The organism is Thermodesulfobacteriota bacterium (assembly GCA_040758155.1).
Classification (GTDB): domain Bacteria; phylum Desulfobacterota; class Deferrimicrobia; order Deferrimicrobiales; family Deferrimicrobiaceae; genus UBA2219.
Genome location: JBFLWB010000093.1, coordinates 1 through 16,565 on the forward strand (window position 1 = coordinate 1; position 16,565 = coordinate 16,565).

The window sequence follows — 16,565 nt, forward strand, 5'->3', positions numbered from 1 at the left end:
CCCCCGCCGACGACGGCGGTGGCGCAGGAGCCGATGGTGCGGCGGCAGGCGCCGACGGCGGTGATCATGGTGTCGGGATACAACGGGATGGGGATGCACGTGTTCTTCACGATCGTGCGCTCGTTCCCGGGGACGTTCCGCAATTTCGTTTTCATCTCGGCGGGGGTGGTGGACACGCGGCGGTTCAAGGGGGCCGCGGAGATCCGGAACCTGTCGGAGGACCTGGGGAAGCAGCTCCAGAACTACGTGGAGTTCGTCAAGGGGCACGGATACTACGCGGAAGCGCGCTACCGGGTGGGCACGGACGTCATCGAGATCATCGGCCGCCTGGCCGAGGAGGTGGCGACGGATTTCCCCAACAGGATGTTCTTCGCCGGAAAGCTGGTCTTCTCGGAGGAGAACCTCGTCACGAAGCTTCTGCACAACCAGACGGCGTTCCTGGCGCAGAAGAAGCTGGTCTTCGACGGACACCCCATGATCGTCCTGCCCGTCCGGGCGATGGAATGAGAATTTCCGCGCCGCCGGGAAACCGACGGCAGGGTTGACCGTCTCCCGCGCCATCTGACAAAATAACCTGATCCAAGACGGCATGATGCGTCCTGCGAGAATCGGCGAAGGAGGAACGACATGACAACGTTGCGGAGAGCGGGTTGGTTCGTCGTGCTGGCAGTGGCGATGGCGGGGTGGATGGGGGTTCTCGGGACCCTGCGGGGAGTCGCCGAGGCCGGCGTGATCGGATCCTGCCTGCCGGACGGGACGGCCCGTTCCGAGGACTTGGCGAAGGTGCAGGCGTTCCTCGAGAACAAGATCGTCGCGCAGAAGCTGATCGACTACGGCGTGTCTCCCGAAGAAGCGTCGGCCAAGGTCCGGGCGATGAGCGAACAGGACCTCCACCGGCTCGCGACGCTCACGGACCGCGCGGCCGCGGGGACCGACAGCGCCCTCGGCGTCCTCATCGGCATCGCGATCCTCATCATCCTCGTCCTCGTGATCATCAAGCTGATGAACAAGGAAATCATCATCCGCTGATGCCCCTGGCGTTCGGGATCCGGGGCGCCGCCCTCCTGCTGGGCGGCGCCCTTTTGCTTGCGTGGGAATGCGCGGCTTCCCGGCCGCCGGCGGAGACGCTCCCCTCTGCCGTCGCGCCCGCGGCCGGAATGCGGATCCTCCAGGGCGTTCCCTTCCTTCCCCAGGAGGAGGACACGTGCGGCCCTTCCTCGCTGGCGATGCTGCTGCGGTTCCACGGGAAGGACGCGTCCGTGCGGGAGCTGGTCGAGGAGACGCGCACGTCCGGGCTGCGCGGAACGCTTGTCACCGACCTGGCGGCGGCCGCCCGCCGCCGCGGGGTCCGGGCCGAGGTGACCGCGCTCGACATTCAGCGGCTCCGGGAGCGGATTGCCGGGGGAGAACCGGTGATCCTCCTGGTCGACCTGGGCGTGTGGGCGTGGAGCCGCCCCCATTACCTGATCGCGTACGGAACGACTTCGGAAGGCGTGGTGGCGCACTCGGGACGCACGGAGGGGGCGGTCATTCCTTACGGCAGGCTGGATGCGCAATGGAGCAAGATGGGGCGGCTGGCCATCGTCGCTCCGCTGGAAGGAGCGCAGAAGTGACGACGCCCCGCGACACCGTTGCCGACCGCAAGGGGCGCTGTCCTCGCACAAGACCCTTCCCTGTCGGGATCGCGCTCCTCCTTCTCGCGGCGATCGCGGTCGCCGGGTGCGGGCGCATGCCGAAGATCATCGTGCTCGAGGATCCGCTGTCCGCGGACGAGCACGTGGCGCTCGGCGTCGCATACGAGAAGAAAGGGGAGCTCGCATTGGCCGGACGTGAGTACGAGCGCGCCCTGAAGAAGGACGGATCCTCCTTCCTCGCCCGGTTCAACCTGGGGAACGTCCGGCTGGCGGAGAAGCGCTACGACGCGGCGCGGGAGGAGTATCTGCGCGCCCTCGAGCTGCGGCCGGGGAATCCCGAGGCCGTGAACAACCTGGCGTGGGCGGCGATCCTGTCCGGCGGCGGCAGGGAGGATGCGCTCCGCCGCCTGCAGGGCGTCCTGGAGGATCCGGCGAGGCGGCAGCCCCCGCTGCTCGACACGCTCGGCGTATTGCTCGGAGGGATGTCCCGGGTCCCGGAGGCGGAAAGCGCCTTCGCCGAGGCGCTGCGCCGCTGCGACGCGGGGGACCCGGCCTGCACGGAATCCGTTCGCGCCGAGATCCTGGAACACAGAGGCGCCCTCGGGACACGATGATCCTTCCGCCGATCCATCCGCAGCTCCGTTATCACAACTACGGGGCCTATCTCACCCGGCGCATCGGAGGGCCCGCCGCCAGGATCTCCGTGGACGGCGGCTTCACGTGCCCCAACCGGGACGGAACGATCGGCGTGGGCGGCTGCAGCTACTGCAACAACGATTCCTTCACGGCGGGGATCCGTTTCCCCGGCGTCCCGGTGGAGGAGCAGGTCCGCCGGTCGATACTCGCCCCCGGAAGGCACCGGGCGTTCCGGCGGTTCCTGGTCTATTTCCAGAAATACAGCAACAGCTACGCCTCGCCGGCGGAGCTGCGGCGGAGATACCTCGCCGCCTTCGCCCACCCCGACGTCGCCGGGATCGTCGTGGGGACGCGCCCCGACTGCGTCGGCGAAGGGGTCCTCGACGTCTTCTCGGAGATCGCCGCCGACCGGTACGTCTGCGTCGAGCTCGGGCTGCAGTCGATGTCCGACGCCGTGCTCCGGCGCGTGAACCGGGGGCACACGGTCGAGACGTTCGCGAACGCCTCCGCCGCGCTCCGCGCCCGGGGGATCGACGTGGGCGTCCACCTGATCTACGGCCTGCCGGGCGACACGAAGCGGAAGTTCCTCTCCGCCGCGCCGTTCCTTTCCCGGCTGGGGGTCCAGGGGGTGAAGCTCCACCACTTCCACGTCCTCGCGGGGAGCCGGCTGGAGGATGCGTTCCGGGGCGGCGCGGTGAAGGTGCCGGATTACGGAAGCTACCTGTCCGCCTGCGCGGATTTCCTGGAGCGGCTGTCGCCGGAGGTGGCCGTGATGCGGCTGATGGGTACGGCGCCGGACCGGCTGCTCCTGGCTCCGAAGTGGGAGAAGGGGCCCCGCGGGATGGCGGCGGAGCTGACGGCGGAGCTTGCCCGGCGCCGGAGCTGCCAGGGGTCGCTGTGGAACGGCGGCGGAAGGAGGAAGACGTCGTGAAGGACGACGATCGGGAATACCTCCCGCACTCCACCGGCTGCTTCCTCTGCGGGGAGGAGAACGCATCGGGGGTCCGGGCCCGCTTCTTCGTGGAAGGGGACGAGGTCCGGGGGCGGGTGGCGATCCCCCGCCACATGAACGGATATAAAAACGTCGCGCACGGCGGGATCCTTGCGGCGCTGCTCGACGAGACGATGGGTTGGGCCGCCACCGTGTTCGGGAAGCGCCACCCGATGTACGTGACGGCGGAGCTCACCGTGCGGTACCTTTCCCCGGTGCCGGTGGGGGAGGAGATCTTCATCCGCAGCAGACTGATCGAGGATGCGGGGCGGCTGGCCTACTGCGAGGGGGAGCTCCTCCACGGAGGGAAGGCGCGCGTCCGCGCGAAGGGGAAATTCTCGCCGATGGGGCGCGAGGAGACGGCGGGCGTGCTGCCGTTCCTCAGGTTCCACGATTGCCGGAAGTACAAGACGATGTTCGACGCGTACCGGTGACCGGCTCCCGTCACTTCGCGCGGAGACGCACCGAGTAGGCGACCGTCCCGGGAGCGGGCCCCGCGGGGAGCACGCTTCTTTTCGGCATCCCGTCCGGCGGGATCTCCCCGATCCGCGCCAGCTCCTCGATGAAGGTCCTCGCCGTGCGCTCCGGCAGGAGCACGCGGACGGCCACGATGCCGTCGGGAACGACGCGGTCGGTCCCTTCGACGGTCCCTCCCAGCCGCAGCGCGGTTTCGCCGATCCGGTTGCCCGCATCCTCCCGTTCTTCCTGCGCGACCTCCAGCGATACCGTCCGGCCGTAGGGGAACGGTGTGTGGATCCGCGACGGGTTGGAGGCGCCGTTTGCGGCCGTCCGGGTCTCCGTCTCCGCCTCCGTCTCCCGCGGGACGACGGGCGCGATCCTCCGGAAATTCGTGCTGGCCCGGAGCACCGGGACGGCGGGAAGATCGGCGATGGTGTAGACGCGCTCCTTCGGGTCGGGGGTGTCCTCCGGGAGCGTGGAGATCGATCCCCTTTCGCGCTCAGGTTCGGTGGGAGGGATCGCCGCGACGGCCCGCGGCGCCGTCCGCGCGATCCGGGGGGGCGCAGGAGTAATCGCGGGGGATTGCGGAACGTCCCGCGCGGGCGAAGGGGACGGGCTTTCCGTCAGCGCCGCGGATGCGATTTCCGCCGGAGCGGGAGGCGTTCCGGGCGCGGTCACAGGCGCGGAGCCGGACCAGTACCAGTACACGGATGCGAACAGCAGGAGGGCCGCCGCCGCTTCCAGGGGGACCATCCAACGGGAGAACGCCGAGCGGACCGGGCGGCTTTCCCCGGCGACCGCGTCCCGGATCCGCCCGAACAGCTCGGGAGGCGCCGGCACGGGAGGCAGCTTCCGGAGCTGCTCCCTTACCGTCCCGAGGGAGCGGTCGACTTCGGCGCAGCCGGCGCATTCGAGGAGATGATGGGAAATTCCATCCCCGACGGTTTCCGGAAGCGACCCGTCCCGGTAATCGGACAGGCACTCCCGCACTTCCCTGCAATCCATCATGCGTCCCCCTTCAGACTACCGGCTCCAGCAGCCGGCGAAGCGACATGCGGGCCCGATGCAGCCGCGATTTGACCGTTCCCAGAGGGACCTTCGCCATTTCGGCGATCTCCTCGTGGGAGAATCCTTCGACATCGGAGAGCAGCACCATCCAGCGGGTGCCCGGTTCCAGACGGTCGAGCGCCGCGGCGAGGATCTCCCCCGCCTCCCGGTTTTCCGCGACCCGGTCCGGACGGCTTTCCTCCGGCCCGGCAGGCTGGAAGTCCTTCCCCTCCCCCTCGTCGCCCGCCTCCGGCCAAGGCGCTTCCCGCCCCGCGACCGATTTCCGCTGGCGGATGCGATTCAGGCAGCGGTTCGCCGCGATCCGGAGCAGCCAGGTCGACAGGGAGGCCTCCCCGCGGAACGACGCAAGGTTCCGATATGCCGATAGAAACACCTCCTGCGACACGTCCAGCGCGTCCTCCCGGTCGGAGAGCATCCGGGCGCAGAACCCGTACACCCGATCCTGGTGCGCCTTCACGATCGCGTCGAAGGCTCCGGGTTTCCCCTGCCGGAACGCCTCGACGAGCAGGTCGAACGGCGCCTCCCCCCCTCGCGGCGTTCCCACTTCGCCTCCCGTAATTTCCGACACGGCTCCCCCTCTCCCGGTTCCCACATTCTACTAACGGAACGCCGATACGGCCCCGGGAAGATTGCGGGCCATGCGCCTAATGCTGTATTTTAAACCTACAGGGAAAATATCGATCCCCCATGCGCTTCATCCTCCGGGAGGTGGCTATTGGACCCTTTGTCGATCCTTTACATCGCGCTTTCGGTGTCCGTCCTGATCCTGGCGATCGTCCTGTCGATCGTGATGATCGGAATCCGGCGGAACGTGGAGCATATCGCGGCGAGGCTCGACGAGACGCTGCGCCAGGTCGAAATGACCGCCGAGGATATCCGGAAGACCAACAACACTTTCCGGGAGATCGTTTCCCACATGGACCGGGCGGTTTCCAACGTCTCGCATTTCACCGAGGGGATCCGGGCGCTGCGGACGCCCGTCGATGTCGCGAAGATGGTCCTGGATCATTCCCTGACCCCGGCCCTCGTGGGATTCGCGGAGGGACTTGCGGGGCTCAAGGCGGCGGCTTCCTATATTTTCCATCGATATGCGGGAAAGGAGGAATCGAAATGAGCAACGAAGGGAGTAATTCGGGCGGGATCTTCATGGCGTTCCTGGCCGGCGGGCTGGTCGGCGCGGGGCTCGCCCTCCTTTACGCCCCCTCCTCGGGACGAGAGATGCGGGAAAAACTCGGCGGAATGGCGGAGGACATCAGGAAGAAAAGCGAGCAGTGGACCGGCGACGTGAAACAGAAGGTGGAGGGCTTCGTCGAGGAGGAGCGTTCCGTGCTGAAGGCGGCGTACGAGGCGGGAAGGGAAGCGATGCAGCGCGAGAAGGCCCGCTTCGAGAACCCTGCCCCCCCGGAGATCTGACGGGGACGGACGCTCACGGGTCCGGATGTTCCGACCGGCGGCCCGTCTCCGGGCCGCCGGTCATGTTTTCATCCTAAAAGAGAGCCTCGATCGGGGCGAACCATCCCTGCGGGTGGGCGCAGGTGGGGCACACCTTGGGCGCCTCGGTCCCTTCGTGGATCCTGCCGCATTTGACGCATTTCCACTGGATCGGCGACTCGCGCCTGTACAGGGTGCCGCTCTTGACCTGGTCGAGAAGCCGCAGATACCGCTTCTCGTGGTTGACCTCCGCCAGCGCCACGTTCTTGAACAGCGCCGACACGACGCCGAACCCCTCCTCCTCCGCGGTCTTCGCGAAGGCGGGGTAGAGGTCCGCCCACTCCTCGTGCTCCCCGGCGGCGGCGGCCGTGAGGTTGACGACGGTGTCCCCGTACCGGCTTGGATACCCCGCGCCGATCTCGACATCGAAGCCCTTCAGTTGCTCGAAGAACCGCTTCGCGTGCATCCTTTCGTGGTCCGCGGTCTCGGTGAAGATGGACGAGATGACCTCGTGCCCTTCCTTGGACGCGACCGCCGCTGCGAATCCGTAGCGGTTGCGCGCCTGCGACTCGCCGGCGAACGCCGCCATGAGGTTTTTCTCGGTACGCGACCCTTTCAGTTCCATGACGCCTCCATTTGGATTGGGATAGGAATGGTTCGCATTATAGAAATCTTTATTTATAAGATGCAATGAAAAAATTATGGGGAGTCAGCCGAAGGCGCGAAGGGCCCGCGCGATGGCGGTCAGGGCGAAGCAGGCCGCAGCGGCGAGGACCACCGTCGCCCCCGTGGCCGTGTCCAGGTAATAGGAGGCGACCAGGCCGGAAAATCCCGACAGGACGGCGATGCCCACGGAGATGTGGAACGCGGAAGCCGCGCCGCGGGCGACGTTCCGCGCGGCGGCGGCGGGAATGACGAGCAGCGCGGTGACGAGAAGGATCCCCACCGTGCGGATCGCCGTCGTCACCACCAGCGCCACGACCAGCGCGAAGGAGATCTCCACGGCCCGCACGCGGACTCCCTTGGTCCGCGCGTACCCCTCGTGCACGCCGAGCAGCAGGATCCTGTTGTACGCGAGCACGAGGTATGCGGCAACTGCGAGCAGCAGGATCGCCATCCATGCGAGCTCCGCGTCGGTCGCGGCGAGCGGATCCCCGTACAGGAAGGATTGGAGATTTCGGGTCAGCCCCTTCTCCCGGCTGATGATCGCGATGCCCAGGGCGATGGCCGTCGAGAAGAAGACGCCGATGACCGTGTCCGTGGACAGGTCGGTCCGTCCCTTGACCAGGATGATGGCCACCGCGACGAGGGCACCGAACGCCGCCATGGTCCACGTGGGGGAGATCCCGAGGACGACCCCGAGCGCGACGCCGGTGAAGGCGGAGTGCCCGATGGCGTCCGAGAAAAAGGCCATCCGGAACTGGACCAGCGGGACCCCCACGGCCGCGGCCGCCGGCGCGACGAGCAGCATGGCCAGCAGCGCCCGCTTCATGAACGCGGGCTCGGCGAAGGCGAAGGGGAGCAGTCGGTCCATGGCGGCGAACACGACGGAGAGGATCCCTTCCACCGCGTCATTCCCTCCCTTCCCGGCGCTCGTGCAGGTGGCCGTGCCCGTCGGCGTGGGCGTGGCGGAACAGGTGGGCCCCTTCCCCGTACATGGCCGCGAGGTTGTCCGCGGTGAGTACCTCGGTCGTCGCCCCCCGGCAGACGATCCGGCGGTTGAGGCAGATGACCTGGTCGGCGTGCCGCGTGACCACGGACAGGTCGTGGCTGACCAGGAGCAGGCTGAAGCGCGCGCGGCGATGGATGTCGGAAAGGAACCGGCAGAATTGCTCCTCCCCCGCAAGGTCGACTCCCGAGACCGGCTCGTCCAGCAGGAGGATGTCGGGGGCGTCGCGAAGCGCCAGGGCGAGCAGCACCCTCTGCAGCTCCCCGCCCGACAGCTTCCCCAAAGGGTGATCCAGGAGATGTGCCGCGCCCGCGCCTTCCAGGCTCTCCCGCGCCGACCGGCGGGCCGCCCGGGAACGGCCGAGGAACACGGGGCGCCTCTGGGCGGAGAGGGCGAAGAAGTCTAGCACCGTCAGCGGCGTCTCCCGGTCGAACTCGAGGTGCTGCGGGACATAGCCGAAGCGCGGGGAGCCCTCTCCGTGATCGCTGGAGCGGCAGAACCGGATCTCGCCGGTGTAGGGGACCTGTCCGAGGATCGCCTGTAGCAGCGTCGTCTTCCCGGCCCCGTTCGGGCCGATGAGGGCGGTCACCTCGCCGCAGCGGATGTCCGCGTCGACGCCGGAGAGGATCTCCGTTCCTCCCTTGCGCACCGTAAGGTTCCGGATCGCGAGGGTATGGATGGGCGCGTTCCCGCTCATGGCGAGGCGAGCGTCTCCTTCAGGACCTGCAGGTTCCTGCGCATCGTCTCCTCGTACGTGCCGGGCGCGGTCGAACCGGTGGCGACCGGGTCGAGCACACGGACGGGGATCCCCGCTTCGCGGGCGATCGCGTCCGCGATCCGCTGCGGGTATTGCGGCTCGGCGAACAGCGCCGGGACCTTCTTTTCCCGGATCGTCCGGACGAGCTTCAGGATCTCTCCCGCGGAAGGCTCCTGCCCCGGCGCGTTCTCGACCTTGCCGACGATCCGCAGGCCGTAATCCCGCGCAAGGTGGTCGAACACGTTGTGGAACGTGACGATGTCCCGTTTCCGGAACGTCCTGGAAGCCTCGACGTACTCGCGGTCGAGCGTTTCCAGCCGGCGCACGTACGCGTCCGCGTTCGCCCGGAAGCGCGCCGCGTTTCCGGGGGAGGCCCCGGCGAGCGCTTTCTCGATCGCGCGGACCTGCAGGATCGCGTTCCGCGGGCTGACCCACGTGTGCGGGTTGAGATCGCCGTGCCGGTGCCCGTCTCCGTGCTCTTCCTTATGCCCGTCATGCGTTTCCCGCAGGGGAGGGACGGACGCCGCGGTCTCGATCAGCCGCACGCGGGGATTCGCCTTGCGGACCGGGGCGCCCAGGAATTCCTCCATGCCCATCCCGTTGGCGATGAACAGCTCCGCCGAGGCGATCTTGCGCATGTCCGAAGGGGTCAGCGCGTAGTCGTGCGGGCATCCGAGCGACTCCGGCAGCATCAGCTCCACGCGGACGCCCGGCGCGTCGCCGACGACGTTCACGGTGAACAGGTACATGGGAAGGAAGGAAGCGAGGACGCGCAGCGGGGCGGGGGACGGGGCGGCGGCCGCCGTAGAAGGCGCAAGCGGGGGAAGGCGCAGGAAGGCGGCGGCGAGCAGGCATGCGGCCGACAGCCGGAGCACGGCGCGGCGCGGTCTCATCGCTTCCCCTCCTTGCCGCGGCAGTCGGCGCAGCTTCCGAAGAACTCGAGGGAGTGGTCCGTCACCTTGAATCCGAGCTTCCGGCGGATGTCCGCCTCGATCCCGGAGAGGTCGCACGCCATCGCGGCGAACGCCTCGATCCGCCCGCAGTCCCTGCACACCGCCCGGTGGCGGTGAATCCCTTCTCCCGCGGCCTCGTATCGCCGGCTTCTCTCGTGCAGCGCCACGCTCCGCACGAGCCCGAGCGAGGACAGCAGCGACAGGTTCCGGTAGACGGTGGCCGCGTCGGGCTTGGGCTCCGGGAACCTTTCACGGATATCCCGTGGCGAAAGCGGCAGGGAGGCTTCCTCGAGGATCCGCAGGATCTCCTCGCGTCCCCGCGTCGATGCGCGGCCCATCGTCCGAAGCGTGTCCGAATGTTTTCCCATGGAGCGCTCTCCCATTTGCAAATATATTGCAAACGCAAATATATTGCAAGTGTGTCGTCCAAGGGAACCTTTTCCTCCGGCGCCGGAATCTAATAGATTATTGTTGCGATGGGGAGATCCGTGCCGGAGGGGCATATGCGAAACGGGAAGCGGGCGGGTTGCACGGGGAATGCGGCGATTCTGGCCGCGACCCTTCTGTTGATTGCCTTCGGTGCCGGTGCCGGGACCGTACCGTCCATCCGACTTGCGGAACTGGAAAACGGGAACGGCGGCGCCCACATCAACCTCACGGTCGCGAAGCTGGGCGTCGAGCCGGTCCGGGCGCACGTGGGGGACGTGATCCGCATCGAGGTCTGGGTGGACAACCGGGAGGACGGGAGCCAGTCGACCAACCTGGATATCTTCGCGAACAGGAAGCGGGTTGCGCGGCAGATGTTCCGTTGGGGAAGTCCCGCCGATCCCCGCATGTACAAGATGCACCTCGACTGGGACACGAGCGGGATGGCGCCGGGGGAATACCGCATCAAGGCGGAGGCATTCGTGTTCGAAGACACCTCCCCGTTCGACAATGAGCTCACGTTGGGGCAAAGCGTGATCCTTGCGGCTCCCGGCGGCGCGTTCCCCGGGGGGGCGCCGGCGGGCGGCAGCGCGGCGGAGATCGACGAAAGGTATAAAAGTTACGCAAGGTAGGATACCGCCCCGCGCGAACGGAAGATTTTTTCCGCGCGCGGGGCGTTTTTTTTCGACGGGCGGAAACGCCCTGTTAGAATGTTGCGGATGGGTTCGTTCTATGCGGACATAAGCGAGGCGTACGACGACCTGTTCCCGGTGTCCGCGGCGCAACGCGCCCTGCTCGAATCGCTCCGGGAGGACGGGGTCCGCTCCGTGGTGGACGCCGGCTGCGGCACCGGGGCGCAGCTCCTTCCGTTCGCCGCGGGCGGCATCGCCTGCCTGGGGTTCGATCCCGACCCGTCGCTCGTCGCCGTCGCGCGCCGGAAGTTGGCGCCGTACCCGAACGCCCGGATCGAGGAAGGGGCGTTCGCCGATCTTCACCGGCTGGACGGTCCCGCCGCGGACCTGCTGCTGTGCCTCGGGAACTCGCTGGTCCACGTTCCGCCGGAGGAAGCGGGCCGCTTCCTTGCGGACGCCGCATCCGCCCTCGCCCCCTCCGGAAGGATCCTGCTGCAGATCCTGAACTACGAAAGGATCTTCCGGGACGGCGTGACGGAGCTGCCGCTGGTCCGATCCGGGGACGGATCCGCCGAGCTTCGCCGGCGGTACGCCTGGGAGGACCGGCGGAAGGTGTCGTTCCTCACGACGCTGCGCCTTTCCACCGCGGAAGGTCCGATGATCGCCCGGAACGAGATCGCGCTTTATCCCCTCTTTCCGGAGCAGCTCTGGGAGATGGCCGCCGGCGCCGGTTTCGGGGACATCCGCTTCTTCGGCGATTTCGCCCGCGCGGAGTTCACCGCCGATTCGGAAGGCCTCGTGTGCCTCGCGAGGAAGACATGACCGGTCCGTTCGGGGGCGGAGGTCCCCGGCTCTTATTTGCCGCCGCGCTCCTGCTGGTCGGCGGGTGGGGCGTCGCCCGGATCGTGACGGCGGAGAGCGGCCTCCATTCCCCGCCCGCCCCCGCGGCCGCCTCCGCTGTCGTGAGGATCCGGCTCGAGCACGGACTGCCGCCGCAGGAGATCGTCGACCTGGTGAAGTCGGGGGAGCCGGAAAAGGATCTCCAGGACGGGTCCAGGCTCGTATCGACGCTGAACCCGGAGCTGCAGGGCGGGATCTTCGATCTCTTCCGCCGGTTCGATCCTCCGTACGGCGTCTTCGTCGCCATGGAACCGGGGACGGGGCGCGTCGTCGCCCTCGTCGGGTACCGGCGGGGGGGCATATCCGATCCGTCGCTGGCGCTGAAGGCCATCTACCCGGCCGCCTCCCTGATCAAGGTGATCACCGCTTCCGCCGCCATCGAGCGCGGGAACGTGTCTCCGGACGACGAGTTCAGCTACCGCGGCGGGATCTACGGGATCAGCCGCCGGGGGATCCGCGCGCCGGACGGCCGCGGCGGGCCGAAGATGAGCCTCGAGGAGGCGATCGCCCGCTCCGCCAACGCCGTGTTCGGGAAGGTGGCGGTCCACCACGTCGGCGGGCCCGTCCTCGGGGAGTACCTGACGAAGTTCGGGTTCGGGCTGCCCCTCCCGTTCGATCTTCCCGTCGAGCCGAGCCGCGCGGAGGTGCCGCGCGAGGAATACGAGCTCGCCCGGACGGGCGCCGGGTTCGGGGACGTGTACGTCTCGCCGCTGCACGTGGCGATGATCATGTCCGCCCTCGCCTCCGGGGGCTCGATGCCCCGGCCGCTCCTCGTGGACCGGATCGAGGATGCGGACGGGGACGTAGCGTACGAATCGACCCCATCGAAGTTCCGGGACACCGTCCGGCCGGAAACGGCGGAAGCGGTCGTGCAGATGATGGTGAAGACGGTCGAGATGGGCACCTCCCGGCGCGCCTTCGGCTCCCCCGCGAGGACGCCGCTGCTACAGGACATGGACGTGGCGGGGAAGACCGGCTCGCTTTCCGGGTGGACGCCGCCGATGCATTTCGAGTGGTTCGCCGGCGTCGCCCCGGCCAACGTTCCGAAGTTGGCGGTCGCGGCCCTCGTGGTGAACGAGGACCGGTGGAAGATCAAGGGAAGCTACGTGGGCAAGGAGGCGTTCAACGCGTATTTCGGCTATCCGTCCTCCTCGCCTCCGGTCTACCGGAAGGCGGGCGGACGGAAGCACCCGAAGTTCCGGAAGAGCGGAACGACGGCCGCCCCGAAGGGGAAGGCGGTCAAGGGGAAGAAGTCCCGGGCCGCCGGGAAAAGGAAATCTCCGGCCGCGCCCGGAAAGAAGCCGGCCGGCAAATCCGTCCGCGAGGGCGCCGTCGTCCGCGGCGCCGCGCAAGGCTAAGGGCCGATGGAATTCCACCGGGTCCTCTCCGCCCGCAGGAGCCTGCGGGCGTACGCATCCCGTCCCGTGGAGCCGGGGAAGGTCGAGCGGATGCTCGAGGCCGCCCGCTGGTCCCCTTCGTGCGGGAACCGGCAGTCGTGGCGCTTCGTGGTGGTGGATCGGGACGCCCCGGCGCGCGCGGCGGTGGAGGAGGCGCTCGACGCCGGGAACGCATGGGCCCGCGTCGCGCCGGTGCTGATCGTGGCGGGCGCGAGCCGGCCCGCCGCGGCGGTCGTCGAGAGCCGGGATTACCATCTCCTCGACGCGGGGCTTTCCCTCATGTCCCTCATCTACCGGGGAGTGGACCTGGGGCTGCTCGTCCACCCGATGGCCGGGTGGAGGGAAGCGCCGCTGCGCGAGGCGCTGGGGCTACCCGGAGACTTCGCGCCCATGGCGGTCGTCGCGGTCGGGTACGCCGGGAACCCGGAAGCGCTCGACGAGGAGACGCGCAGGAAGGACGAAAGGCCGAGGAGCCGCAAGCCGTTGGGAGAGATCGCCTTCGACGGCCGATGGGGGGAGCCGTATGCGGGGACGCTGCCTCCCTCGCCGGCGAAGGTCTACGAGACGGACCTCCAGCTCCGGTTCGGCGATACCGACGCGATGGGGCACGTCAACAACGCGACGATCGTCACCTACCTCGAGACGGGGCGCGTCCATTTCTTCGCCGAGGTGCTGGGGGCGAGGCGCGTCGAGGACATCCTGTTCATCGTCGCCGAGGTCTCCTGCAGGTACCGCATCCCGATTCTCCTCCAGGACCGGGTGCGCGTCCGGATGCGCATCACCGACGTCTCGCGCAGCTCGTTCCGCTTCCGATACGACCTCCTGGACCCGGGCGACGGGCGGGTGTTCGTCGAGGCGGAGACGGTCCAGGTGATGTACGACTACAAGTCGGGCCGGCCGGTCCCCATCGACGCGAACTTTCTCGCCGCCGTGCGCGATTACGTATCGGGGGGGTAGCGCGCAATATCCGCGCAAATGAAACGGAACCCCCGCCGGCGCCGCCGGCTTCTCCTGATCCTTCTCGCGGCAATTGTCCTGCCCGCGGCGTGGATCGGCTGGTCCCTTCTCACGCTCCCGTCGGTCGCGCCGCTGGCGTCGCCCCGCTTCTCGACGACGATCGTCGTCAAGGACTGGAGGAAGCGGGACCGCTCCTTCGTCGTCGGCCCCCGGAACCCGCGCTGGACCCCGTACGGCTCCATCCCGTCCGCCATGAAGAAGGCGGTCGTCGCCGCGGAGGACGCCAATTTCTATGCGCACGAGGGGGTGGACTACGAGGCGCTGAAGGATGCGATTCTGGTCGACATCGAGAAGGGGGCGTTCGTCAGGGGAGGGAGCACCATCACCCAGCAGCTCGCGAAGAACCTCTACCTGACCCGCGAAAAGACGCTCGTCCGCAAGCTCAAGGAGGTCATCCTGGCCCGGCGCATCGACGACATGGTGAGCAAGCGGCGGATCCTCGAGCTGTACCTGAACGTGGTCGAGCTGGGCCCGATGGTGTACGGCGTCGGCCACGCCTCGCAGTATTATTTCGGCAAGCCCGCCTCCGCGATGACGGTGCGGGAGTGCGCGTTCCTTGCCTCGATGCTGCCGGGGCCCAGGATCTACAACCCGTACCGGAAGATGGGGCGGGTGACGAAGCGCTCCGACCGGATCCTCCGGAGGATGGTCGCCGCGCGGATGATCACGCGGGAGGAGTACGCCGCGGCGATGGCGGAGGTCCCCAACCTGGCGGGGCTGGAAAAGAAGGTTGCGAAAACTCTGGAGGAGCCATGACCGAGGAAGCGTTCCAGGACTATTACCCCGACAACGTGGCCCATTGCTACGGCTGCGGGCGCCTGAACGGGCACGGGCACCGGATCCGGACCCGCTGGGAGGGTGACGAGACCGTCACCCGCTTCCGGCCGGAGCCGTATCACACGGCGATCCCCGGCTACGTGTACGGCGGGTTGATCGCGTCGCTGATCGATTGCCATTGCACGGGCACCGCCGCGGCGGCGATGTACCGGGCGGAAGGGCGCGGGATGGGCACCGAGCCGTCCTTTCGCTTCGTGACGGGATCGCTTCGCGTGGATTACCTGAAGCCGACGCCGCTATCCGCCGAGCTGGAGATCCGGGGGAGGGTGAAGGAGATCCGCGGCCGGAAGGTCGTCGTCGAGGCGACGGTCTACGCCGCGGGGACGGCCACCGCGCGCGGGGAGGTGACGGCGGTGCAGATGCCGGAGGAGTTCCTCAGATAAAGTACATCACGTTGCGGCGACGGCGCTCGGCCGCGTCGTCCTCCTCCCGCACCAGGTCCGCCAGGGTCCAGCGGGAAAGGACTTCCGCCGCCGCGCGCGACGCCTCGGCCACCATGCGGCCCACCGCGGCCGACGGCTCCCTTCCGGGGGCTCGGGGGGAGGCCTTCTTCCCCTCCCCGGCCGCGAGCGGCCCTTCGAACGCCTCGATGATCTCGCCGCCGCGGATCGTCTCCGGGGGGCGGGCGAGGAGATAGCCGCCGCCGACGCCGCGCCGGCTCGACAGGATCCCGGCCTTTTTCAGGTCGAGCAGGATCAGCTCGAGGAACTTCTTCGGGATGCCGTTCTTCTCCGCGAGTTCCCGGATCTGGAAAGTGGTCCCTTCCGGGAACCGCGCGACGTGGATCAGCGCGCGGAAAGCGTACTCGGTCTTCTTCGACAGGCGCATACCTTCTATTTACCCCATCGCCCCCGGCGCGTCCATCGGGGATTGCCCCGCGATCCTTGACCTGGCTCGAAAGCGGAACGTACACTGGATCCGGATTCTCACGGGGACGGGAGGGGCCCATGGCGCTGATCGGGGAGGTGTTCGTCGCCGACATCCTGGGAAAGACCGTGCTCGATCCGAGAGGGGAGGAGATCGGGAAGGTCCGCGACATCGCCGTCGAGGCGGGGCTCCGGTTTCCCAAGGCGGTCGGCCTGTCGCTCGAGAAGAAGAAGGCGAAATGCTACCTCCCGTGGGAGGACCTCGCGATCTTCAACCGCCGGATCATCTCGTCGCGGAAGACGGAAGCCGAGCTCCCCGAGAACGGCGGCGAGAAGGACCACCTGTTCATCGTCCGGGACATCCTCGACAAGCAGATCGTGGACATCAACGGGGCGAAGGTCGTCCGGGTCAACGACGTGAAGCTCACCGAGGAGGGAGGCGCTGCCTACGTCACCGACGTGGACGTCGGGATGCGCGGCATCCTGCGGCGGCTCGGGATCGAGCGCCGGGGCGACGCCTTCTTCGAGACGATCCGCCACCCGCTGCGCCACCAGCTCATCTCCTGGCAGTTCCTCCAGCCGCTGGAGCCGAAGCTGGACCGGCTCGCGCTGTCGGTGTCGCGCGAGGCCGTCTCGGACCTGCACCCCGCGGACATCGCCCAGATCATGAGCGACCTGCCGCCCGAGGAGCGGCAGGAGTTCTTCGAGAAGCTCGACACCGAGACGGCGGCCGAGGCGCTCCACGAGCTCGAGCCCGAGATCCAGGCCGACCTCATCACGGAGATGGACAAGGAGCAGGCCGCCGACATCATCGAGCAGATGCCGCCGGACGAGGCGGCCGACGTCATCGCCGACCTCCCCTCGGAGAAGGCGCAGGAGCTGCTCCAGCTCA

General features: G+C 68.2%; 23 protein-coding genes. 15 read left to right on the plus strand and 8 right to left on the minus strand.

Features of this window, described 5'->3' with window-relative positions:
• The 6 genes from AB1346_05460 to AB1346_05485 all read left to right on the plus strand — a co-directional run.
• On the plus strand, positions 1–507 hold a 507-nt coding region (locus tag AB1346_05460; GenBank protein ID MEW6719875.1), incomplete at its 5' end, for an amino acid transporter.
• 120 nt (positions 508–627) lie between these two features.
• Positions 628–1,029: a PA2779 family protein gene (locus tag AB1346_05465; GenBank protein MEW6719876.1), complete on the plus strand. Its 402-nt coding sequence runs from the start codon at positions 628–630 to the stop codon at positions 1,027–1,029.
• Positions 1,029–1,613 carry a cysteine peptidase family C39 domain-containing protein gene (locus tag AB1346_05470; GenBank protein ID MEW6719877.1) on the plus strand — a complete coding sequence of 195 codons (585 nt, stop codon included), beginning with the start codon at positions 1,029–1,031 and terminating at the stop codon, positions 1,611–1,613. The genes AB1346_05465 and AB1346_05470 overlap by 1 nt, the downstream gene beginning before the upstream one ends.
• Positions 1,610–2,248, plus strand: a complete 639-nt coding sequence (locus AB1346_05475; GenBank protein MEW6719878.1) for a tetratricopeptide repeat protein — start codon at positions 1,610–1,612, stop codon at positions 2,246–2,248. The genes AB1346_05470 and AB1346_05475 overlap by 4 nt, the downstream gene beginning before the upstream one ends.
• Positions 2,245–3,201: a TIGR01212 family radical SAM protein gene (locus AB1346_05480; protein ID MEW6719879.1), complete on the plus strand. Its 957-nt coding sequence runs from the start codon at positions 2,245–2,247 to the stop codon at positions 3,199–3,201. The genes AB1346_05475 and AB1346_05480 overlap by 4 nt, the downstream gene beginning before the upstream one ends.
• Positions 3,198–3,695, plus strand: a complete 498-nt coding sequence (locus AB1346_05485; protein ID MEW6719880.1) for a PaaI family thioesterase — start codon at positions 3,198–3,200, stop codon at positions 3,693–3,695. Before AB1346_05480 ends, AB1346_05485 begins: the two co-directional genes overlap by 4 nt.
• 10 nt (positions 3,696–3,705) lie before the next feature.
• Here AB1346_05485 and AB1346_05490 read toward each other — a convergent pair whose 3' ends face one another.
• Both AB1346_05490 and AB1346_05495 read right to left on the minus strand, forming a co-directional pair.
• Entirely contained in the window at positions 3,706–4,728 is a 1,023-nt protein-coding gene (locus AB1346_05490; protein ID MEW6719881.1) for a zf-HC2 domain-containing protein, read from the minus strand.
• A gap of 10 nt (positions 4,729–4,738) precedes the next feature.
• Positions 4,739–5,332: a sigma-70 family RNA polymerase sigma factor gene (locus AB1346_05495; protein ID MEW6719882.1), complete on the minus strand. Its 594-nt coding sequence runs from the start codon at positions 5,330–5,332 to the stop codon at positions 4,739–4,741.
• Positions 5,333–5,503: 171 nt separating this feature from the next.
• Between AB1346_05495 and AB1346_05500 the strand changes: the two genes are divergently transcribed.
• Positions 5,504–5,902 carry a hypothetical protein gene (locus AB1346_05500; protein MEW6719883.1) on the plus strand — a complete coding sequence of 133 codons (399 nt, stop codon included), beginning with the start codon at positions 5,504–5,506 and terminating at the stop codon, positions 5,900–5,902.
• Positions 5,899–6,201 (plus strand): YtxH domain-containing protein, encoded by a 303-nt coding sequence (locus AB1346_05505; GenBank protein ID MEW6719884.1) that lies wholly within the window; start codon positions 5,899–5,901, stop codon positions 6,199–6,201. Before AB1346_05500 ends, AB1346_05505 begins: the two co-directional genes overlap by 4 nt.
• A gap of 73 nt (positions 6,202–6,274) precedes the next feature.
• Here AB1346_05505 and rbr read toward each other — a convergent pair whose 3' ends face one another.
• The 5 genes from rbr to AB1346_05530 all read right to left on the minus strand — a co-directional run bounded on the left by rbr (position 6,275) and on the right by AB1346_05530 (position 9,966).
• On the minus strand, positions 6,275–6,844 hold the full coding sequence (rbr, locus tag AB1346_05510) for a rubrerythrin (protein ID MEW6719885.1): 570 nt from the start codon (positions 6,842–6,844) through the stop codon (positions 6,275–6,277).
• 84 nt (positions 6,845–6,928) lie between these two features.
• On the minus strand, positions 6,929–7,786 hold the full coding sequence (locus AB1346_05515) for a metal ABC transporter permease (protein MEW6719886.1): 858 nt from the start codon (positions 7,784–7,786) through the stop codon (positions 6,929–6,931).
• Positions 7,787–7,790: 4 nt separating this feature from the next.
• Positions 7,791–8,585 (minus strand): metal ABC transporter ATP-binding protein, encoded by a 795-nt coding sequence (locus tag AB1346_05520; GenBank protein MEW6719887.1) that lies wholly within the window; start codon positions 8,583–8,585, stop codon positions 7,791–7,793.
• Positions 8,582–9,538 carry a zinc ABC transporter substrate-binding protein gene (locus tag AB1346_05525; protein ID MEW6719888.1) on the minus strand — a complete coding sequence of 319 codons (957 nt, stop codon included), beginning with the start codon at positions 9,536–9,538 and terminating at the stop codon, positions 8,582–8,584. Before AB1346_05525 ends, AB1346_05520 begins: the two co-directional genes overlap by 4 nt.
• Positions 9,535–9,966 carry a Fur family transcriptional regulator gene (locus tag AB1346_05530; GenBank protein MEW6719889.1) on the minus strand — a complete coding sequence of 144 codons (432 nt, stop codon included), beginning with the start codon at positions 9,964–9,966 and terminating at the stop codon, positions 9,535–9,537. The genes AB1346_05525 and AB1346_05530 overlap by 4 nt, the downstream gene beginning before the upstream one ends.
• 135 nt (positions 9,967–10,101) lie before the next feature.
• Between AB1346_05530 and AB1346_05535 the strand changes: the two genes are divergently transcribed.
• The 6 genes from AB1346_05535 (at position 10,102) to AB1346_05560 (ending at position 15,190) form a co-directional block, all read left to right on the plus strand.
• Positions 10,102–10,656, plus strand: a complete 555-nt coding sequence (locus AB1346_05535) for a hypothetical protein (GenBank protein ID MEW6719890.1) — start codon at positions 10,102–10,104, stop codon at positions 10,654–10,656.
• Between the two features lie 87 nt (positions 10,657–10,743).
• Complete coding sequence (locus AB1346_05540; GenBank protein ID MEW6719891.1) at positions 10,744–11,478, plus strand: class I SAM-dependent methyltransferase; 735 nt, start codon at positions 10,744–10,746, stop codon at positions 11,476–11,478.
• A complete protein-coding gene (locus tag AB1346_05545) occupies positions 11,475–12,914 on the plus strand; it encodes a penicillin-binding transpeptidase domain-containing protein (GenBank protein ID MEW6719892.1) in 1,440 nt (479 codons plus the stop codon). The genes AB1346_05540 and AB1346_05545 overlap by 4 nt, the downstream gene beginning before the upstream one ends.
• A 6-nt stretch (positions 12,915–12,920) precedes the next feature.
• On the plus strand, positions 12,921–13,910 hold the full coding sequence (locus AB1346_05550; protein MEW6719893.1) for a thioesterase family protein: 990 nt from the start codon (positions 12,921–12,923) through the stop codon (positions 13,908–13,910).
• Between the two features lie 18 nt (positions 13,911–13,928).
• The gene (gene mtgA / locus AB1346_05555; protein MEW6719894.1) at positions 13,929–14,726 is read left to right on the plus strand and encodes a monofunctional biosynthetic peptidoglycan transglycosylase; all 798 of its coding nucleotides are present in this window, start codon (positions 13,929–13,931) and stop codon (positions 14,724–14,726) included.
• Positions 14,723–15,190, plus strand: a complete 468-nt coding sequence (locus tag AB1346_05560; protein ID MEW6719895.1) for a PaaI family thioesterase — start codon at positions 14,723–14,725, stop codon at positions 15,188–15,190. The genes mtgA and AB1346_05560 overlap by 4 nt, the downstream gene beginning before the upstream one ends.
• Here the strand turns inward: AB1346_05560 and AB1346_05565 are convergent.
• Positions 15,183–15,635 (minus strand): Rrf2 family transcriptional regulator, encoded by a 453-nt coding sequence (locus AB1346_05565; GenBank protein MEW6719896.1) that lies wholly within the window; start codon positions 15,633–15,635, stop codon positions 15,183–15,185. The genes AB1346_05560 and AB1346_05565 overlap by 8 nt on opposite strands.
• A 119-nt stretch (positions 15,636–15,754) precedes the next feature.
• On the opposite strand from AB1346_05565, the gene AB1346_05570 reads away from it, so the two are divergent.
• The coding region (locus AB1346_05570; GenBank protein ID MEW6719897.1) for a PRC-barrel domain-containing protein at positions 15,755–16,565 on the plus strand (811 nt) is incomplete at its 3' end.

Excerpts from the sequence above, each read along its gene's own strand:
- AB1346_05465 (MEW6719876.1), top strand. The coding sequence starts at position 628 with ATGACAACGTTGCGGAGAGCGGGTTGGTTCGTCGTGCTGGCAGTGGCG.
- AB1346_05470 (MEW6719877.1), top strand. The coding sequence starts at position 1,029 with ATGCCCCTGGCGTTCGGGATCCGGGGCGCCGCCCTCCTGCTGGGCGGC.
- AB1346_05480 (MEW6719879.1), top strand. The coding sequence starts at position 2,245 with ATGATCCTTCCGCCGATCCATCCGCAGCTCCGTTATCACAACTACGGG.
- AB1346_05490 (MEW6719881.1), bottom strand. The coding sequence starts at position 4,728 with ATGATGGATTGCAGGGAAGTGCGGGAGTGCCTGTCCGATTACCGGGAC.
- AB1346_05505 (MEW6719884.1), top strand. The coding sequence starts at position 5,899 with ATGAGCAACGAAGGGAGTAATTCGGGCGGGATCTTCATGGCGTTCCTG.
- rbr (MEW6719885.1), bottom strand. The coding sequence starts at position 6,844 with ATGGAACTGAAAGGGTCGCGTACCGAGAAAAACCTCATGGCGGCGTTC.
- AB1346_05520 (MEW6719887.1), bottom strand. The coding sequence starts at position 8,585 with ATGAGCGGGAACGCGCCCATCCATACCCTCGCGATCCGGAACCTTACG.
- AB1346_05525 (MEW6719888.1), bottom strand. The coding sequence starts at position 9,538 with ATGAGACCGCGCCGCGCCGTGCTCCGGCTGTCGGCCGCATGCCTGCTC.
- AB1346_05530 (MEW6719889.1), bottom strand. The coding sequence starts at position 9,966 with ATGGGAAAACATTCGGACACGCTTCGGACGATGGGCCGCGCATCGACG.
- AB1346_05535 (MEW6719890.1), top strand. The coding sequence starts at position 10,102 with ATGCGAAACGGGAAGCGGGCGGGTTGCACGGGGAATGCGGCGATTCTG.
- AB1346_05540 (MEW6719891.1), top strand. The coding sequence starts at position 10,744 with ATGGGTTCGTTCTATGCGGACATAAGCGAGGCGTACGACGACCTGTTC.
- AB1346_05545 (MEW6719892.1), top strand. The coding sequence starts at position 11,475 with ATGACCGGTCCGTTCGGGGGCGGAGGTCCCCGGCTCTTATTTGCCGCC.
- AB1346_05550 (MEW6719893.1), top strand. The coding sequence starts at position 12,921 with ATGGAATTCCACCGGGTCCTCTCCGCCCGCAGGAGCCTGCGGGCGTAC.
- mtgA (MEW6719894.1), top strand. The coding sequence starts at position 13,929 with ATGAAACGGAACCCCCGCCGGCGCCGCCGGCTTCTCCTGATCCTTCTC.
- AB1346_05560 (MEW6719895.1), top strand. The coding sequence starts at position 14,723 with ATGACCGAGGAAGCGTTCCAGGACTATTACCCCGACAACGTGGCCCAT.
- AB1346_05565 (MEW6719896.1), bottom strand. The coding sequence starts at position 15,635 with ATGCGCCTGTCGAAGAAGACCGAGTACGCTTTCCGCGCGCTGATCCAC.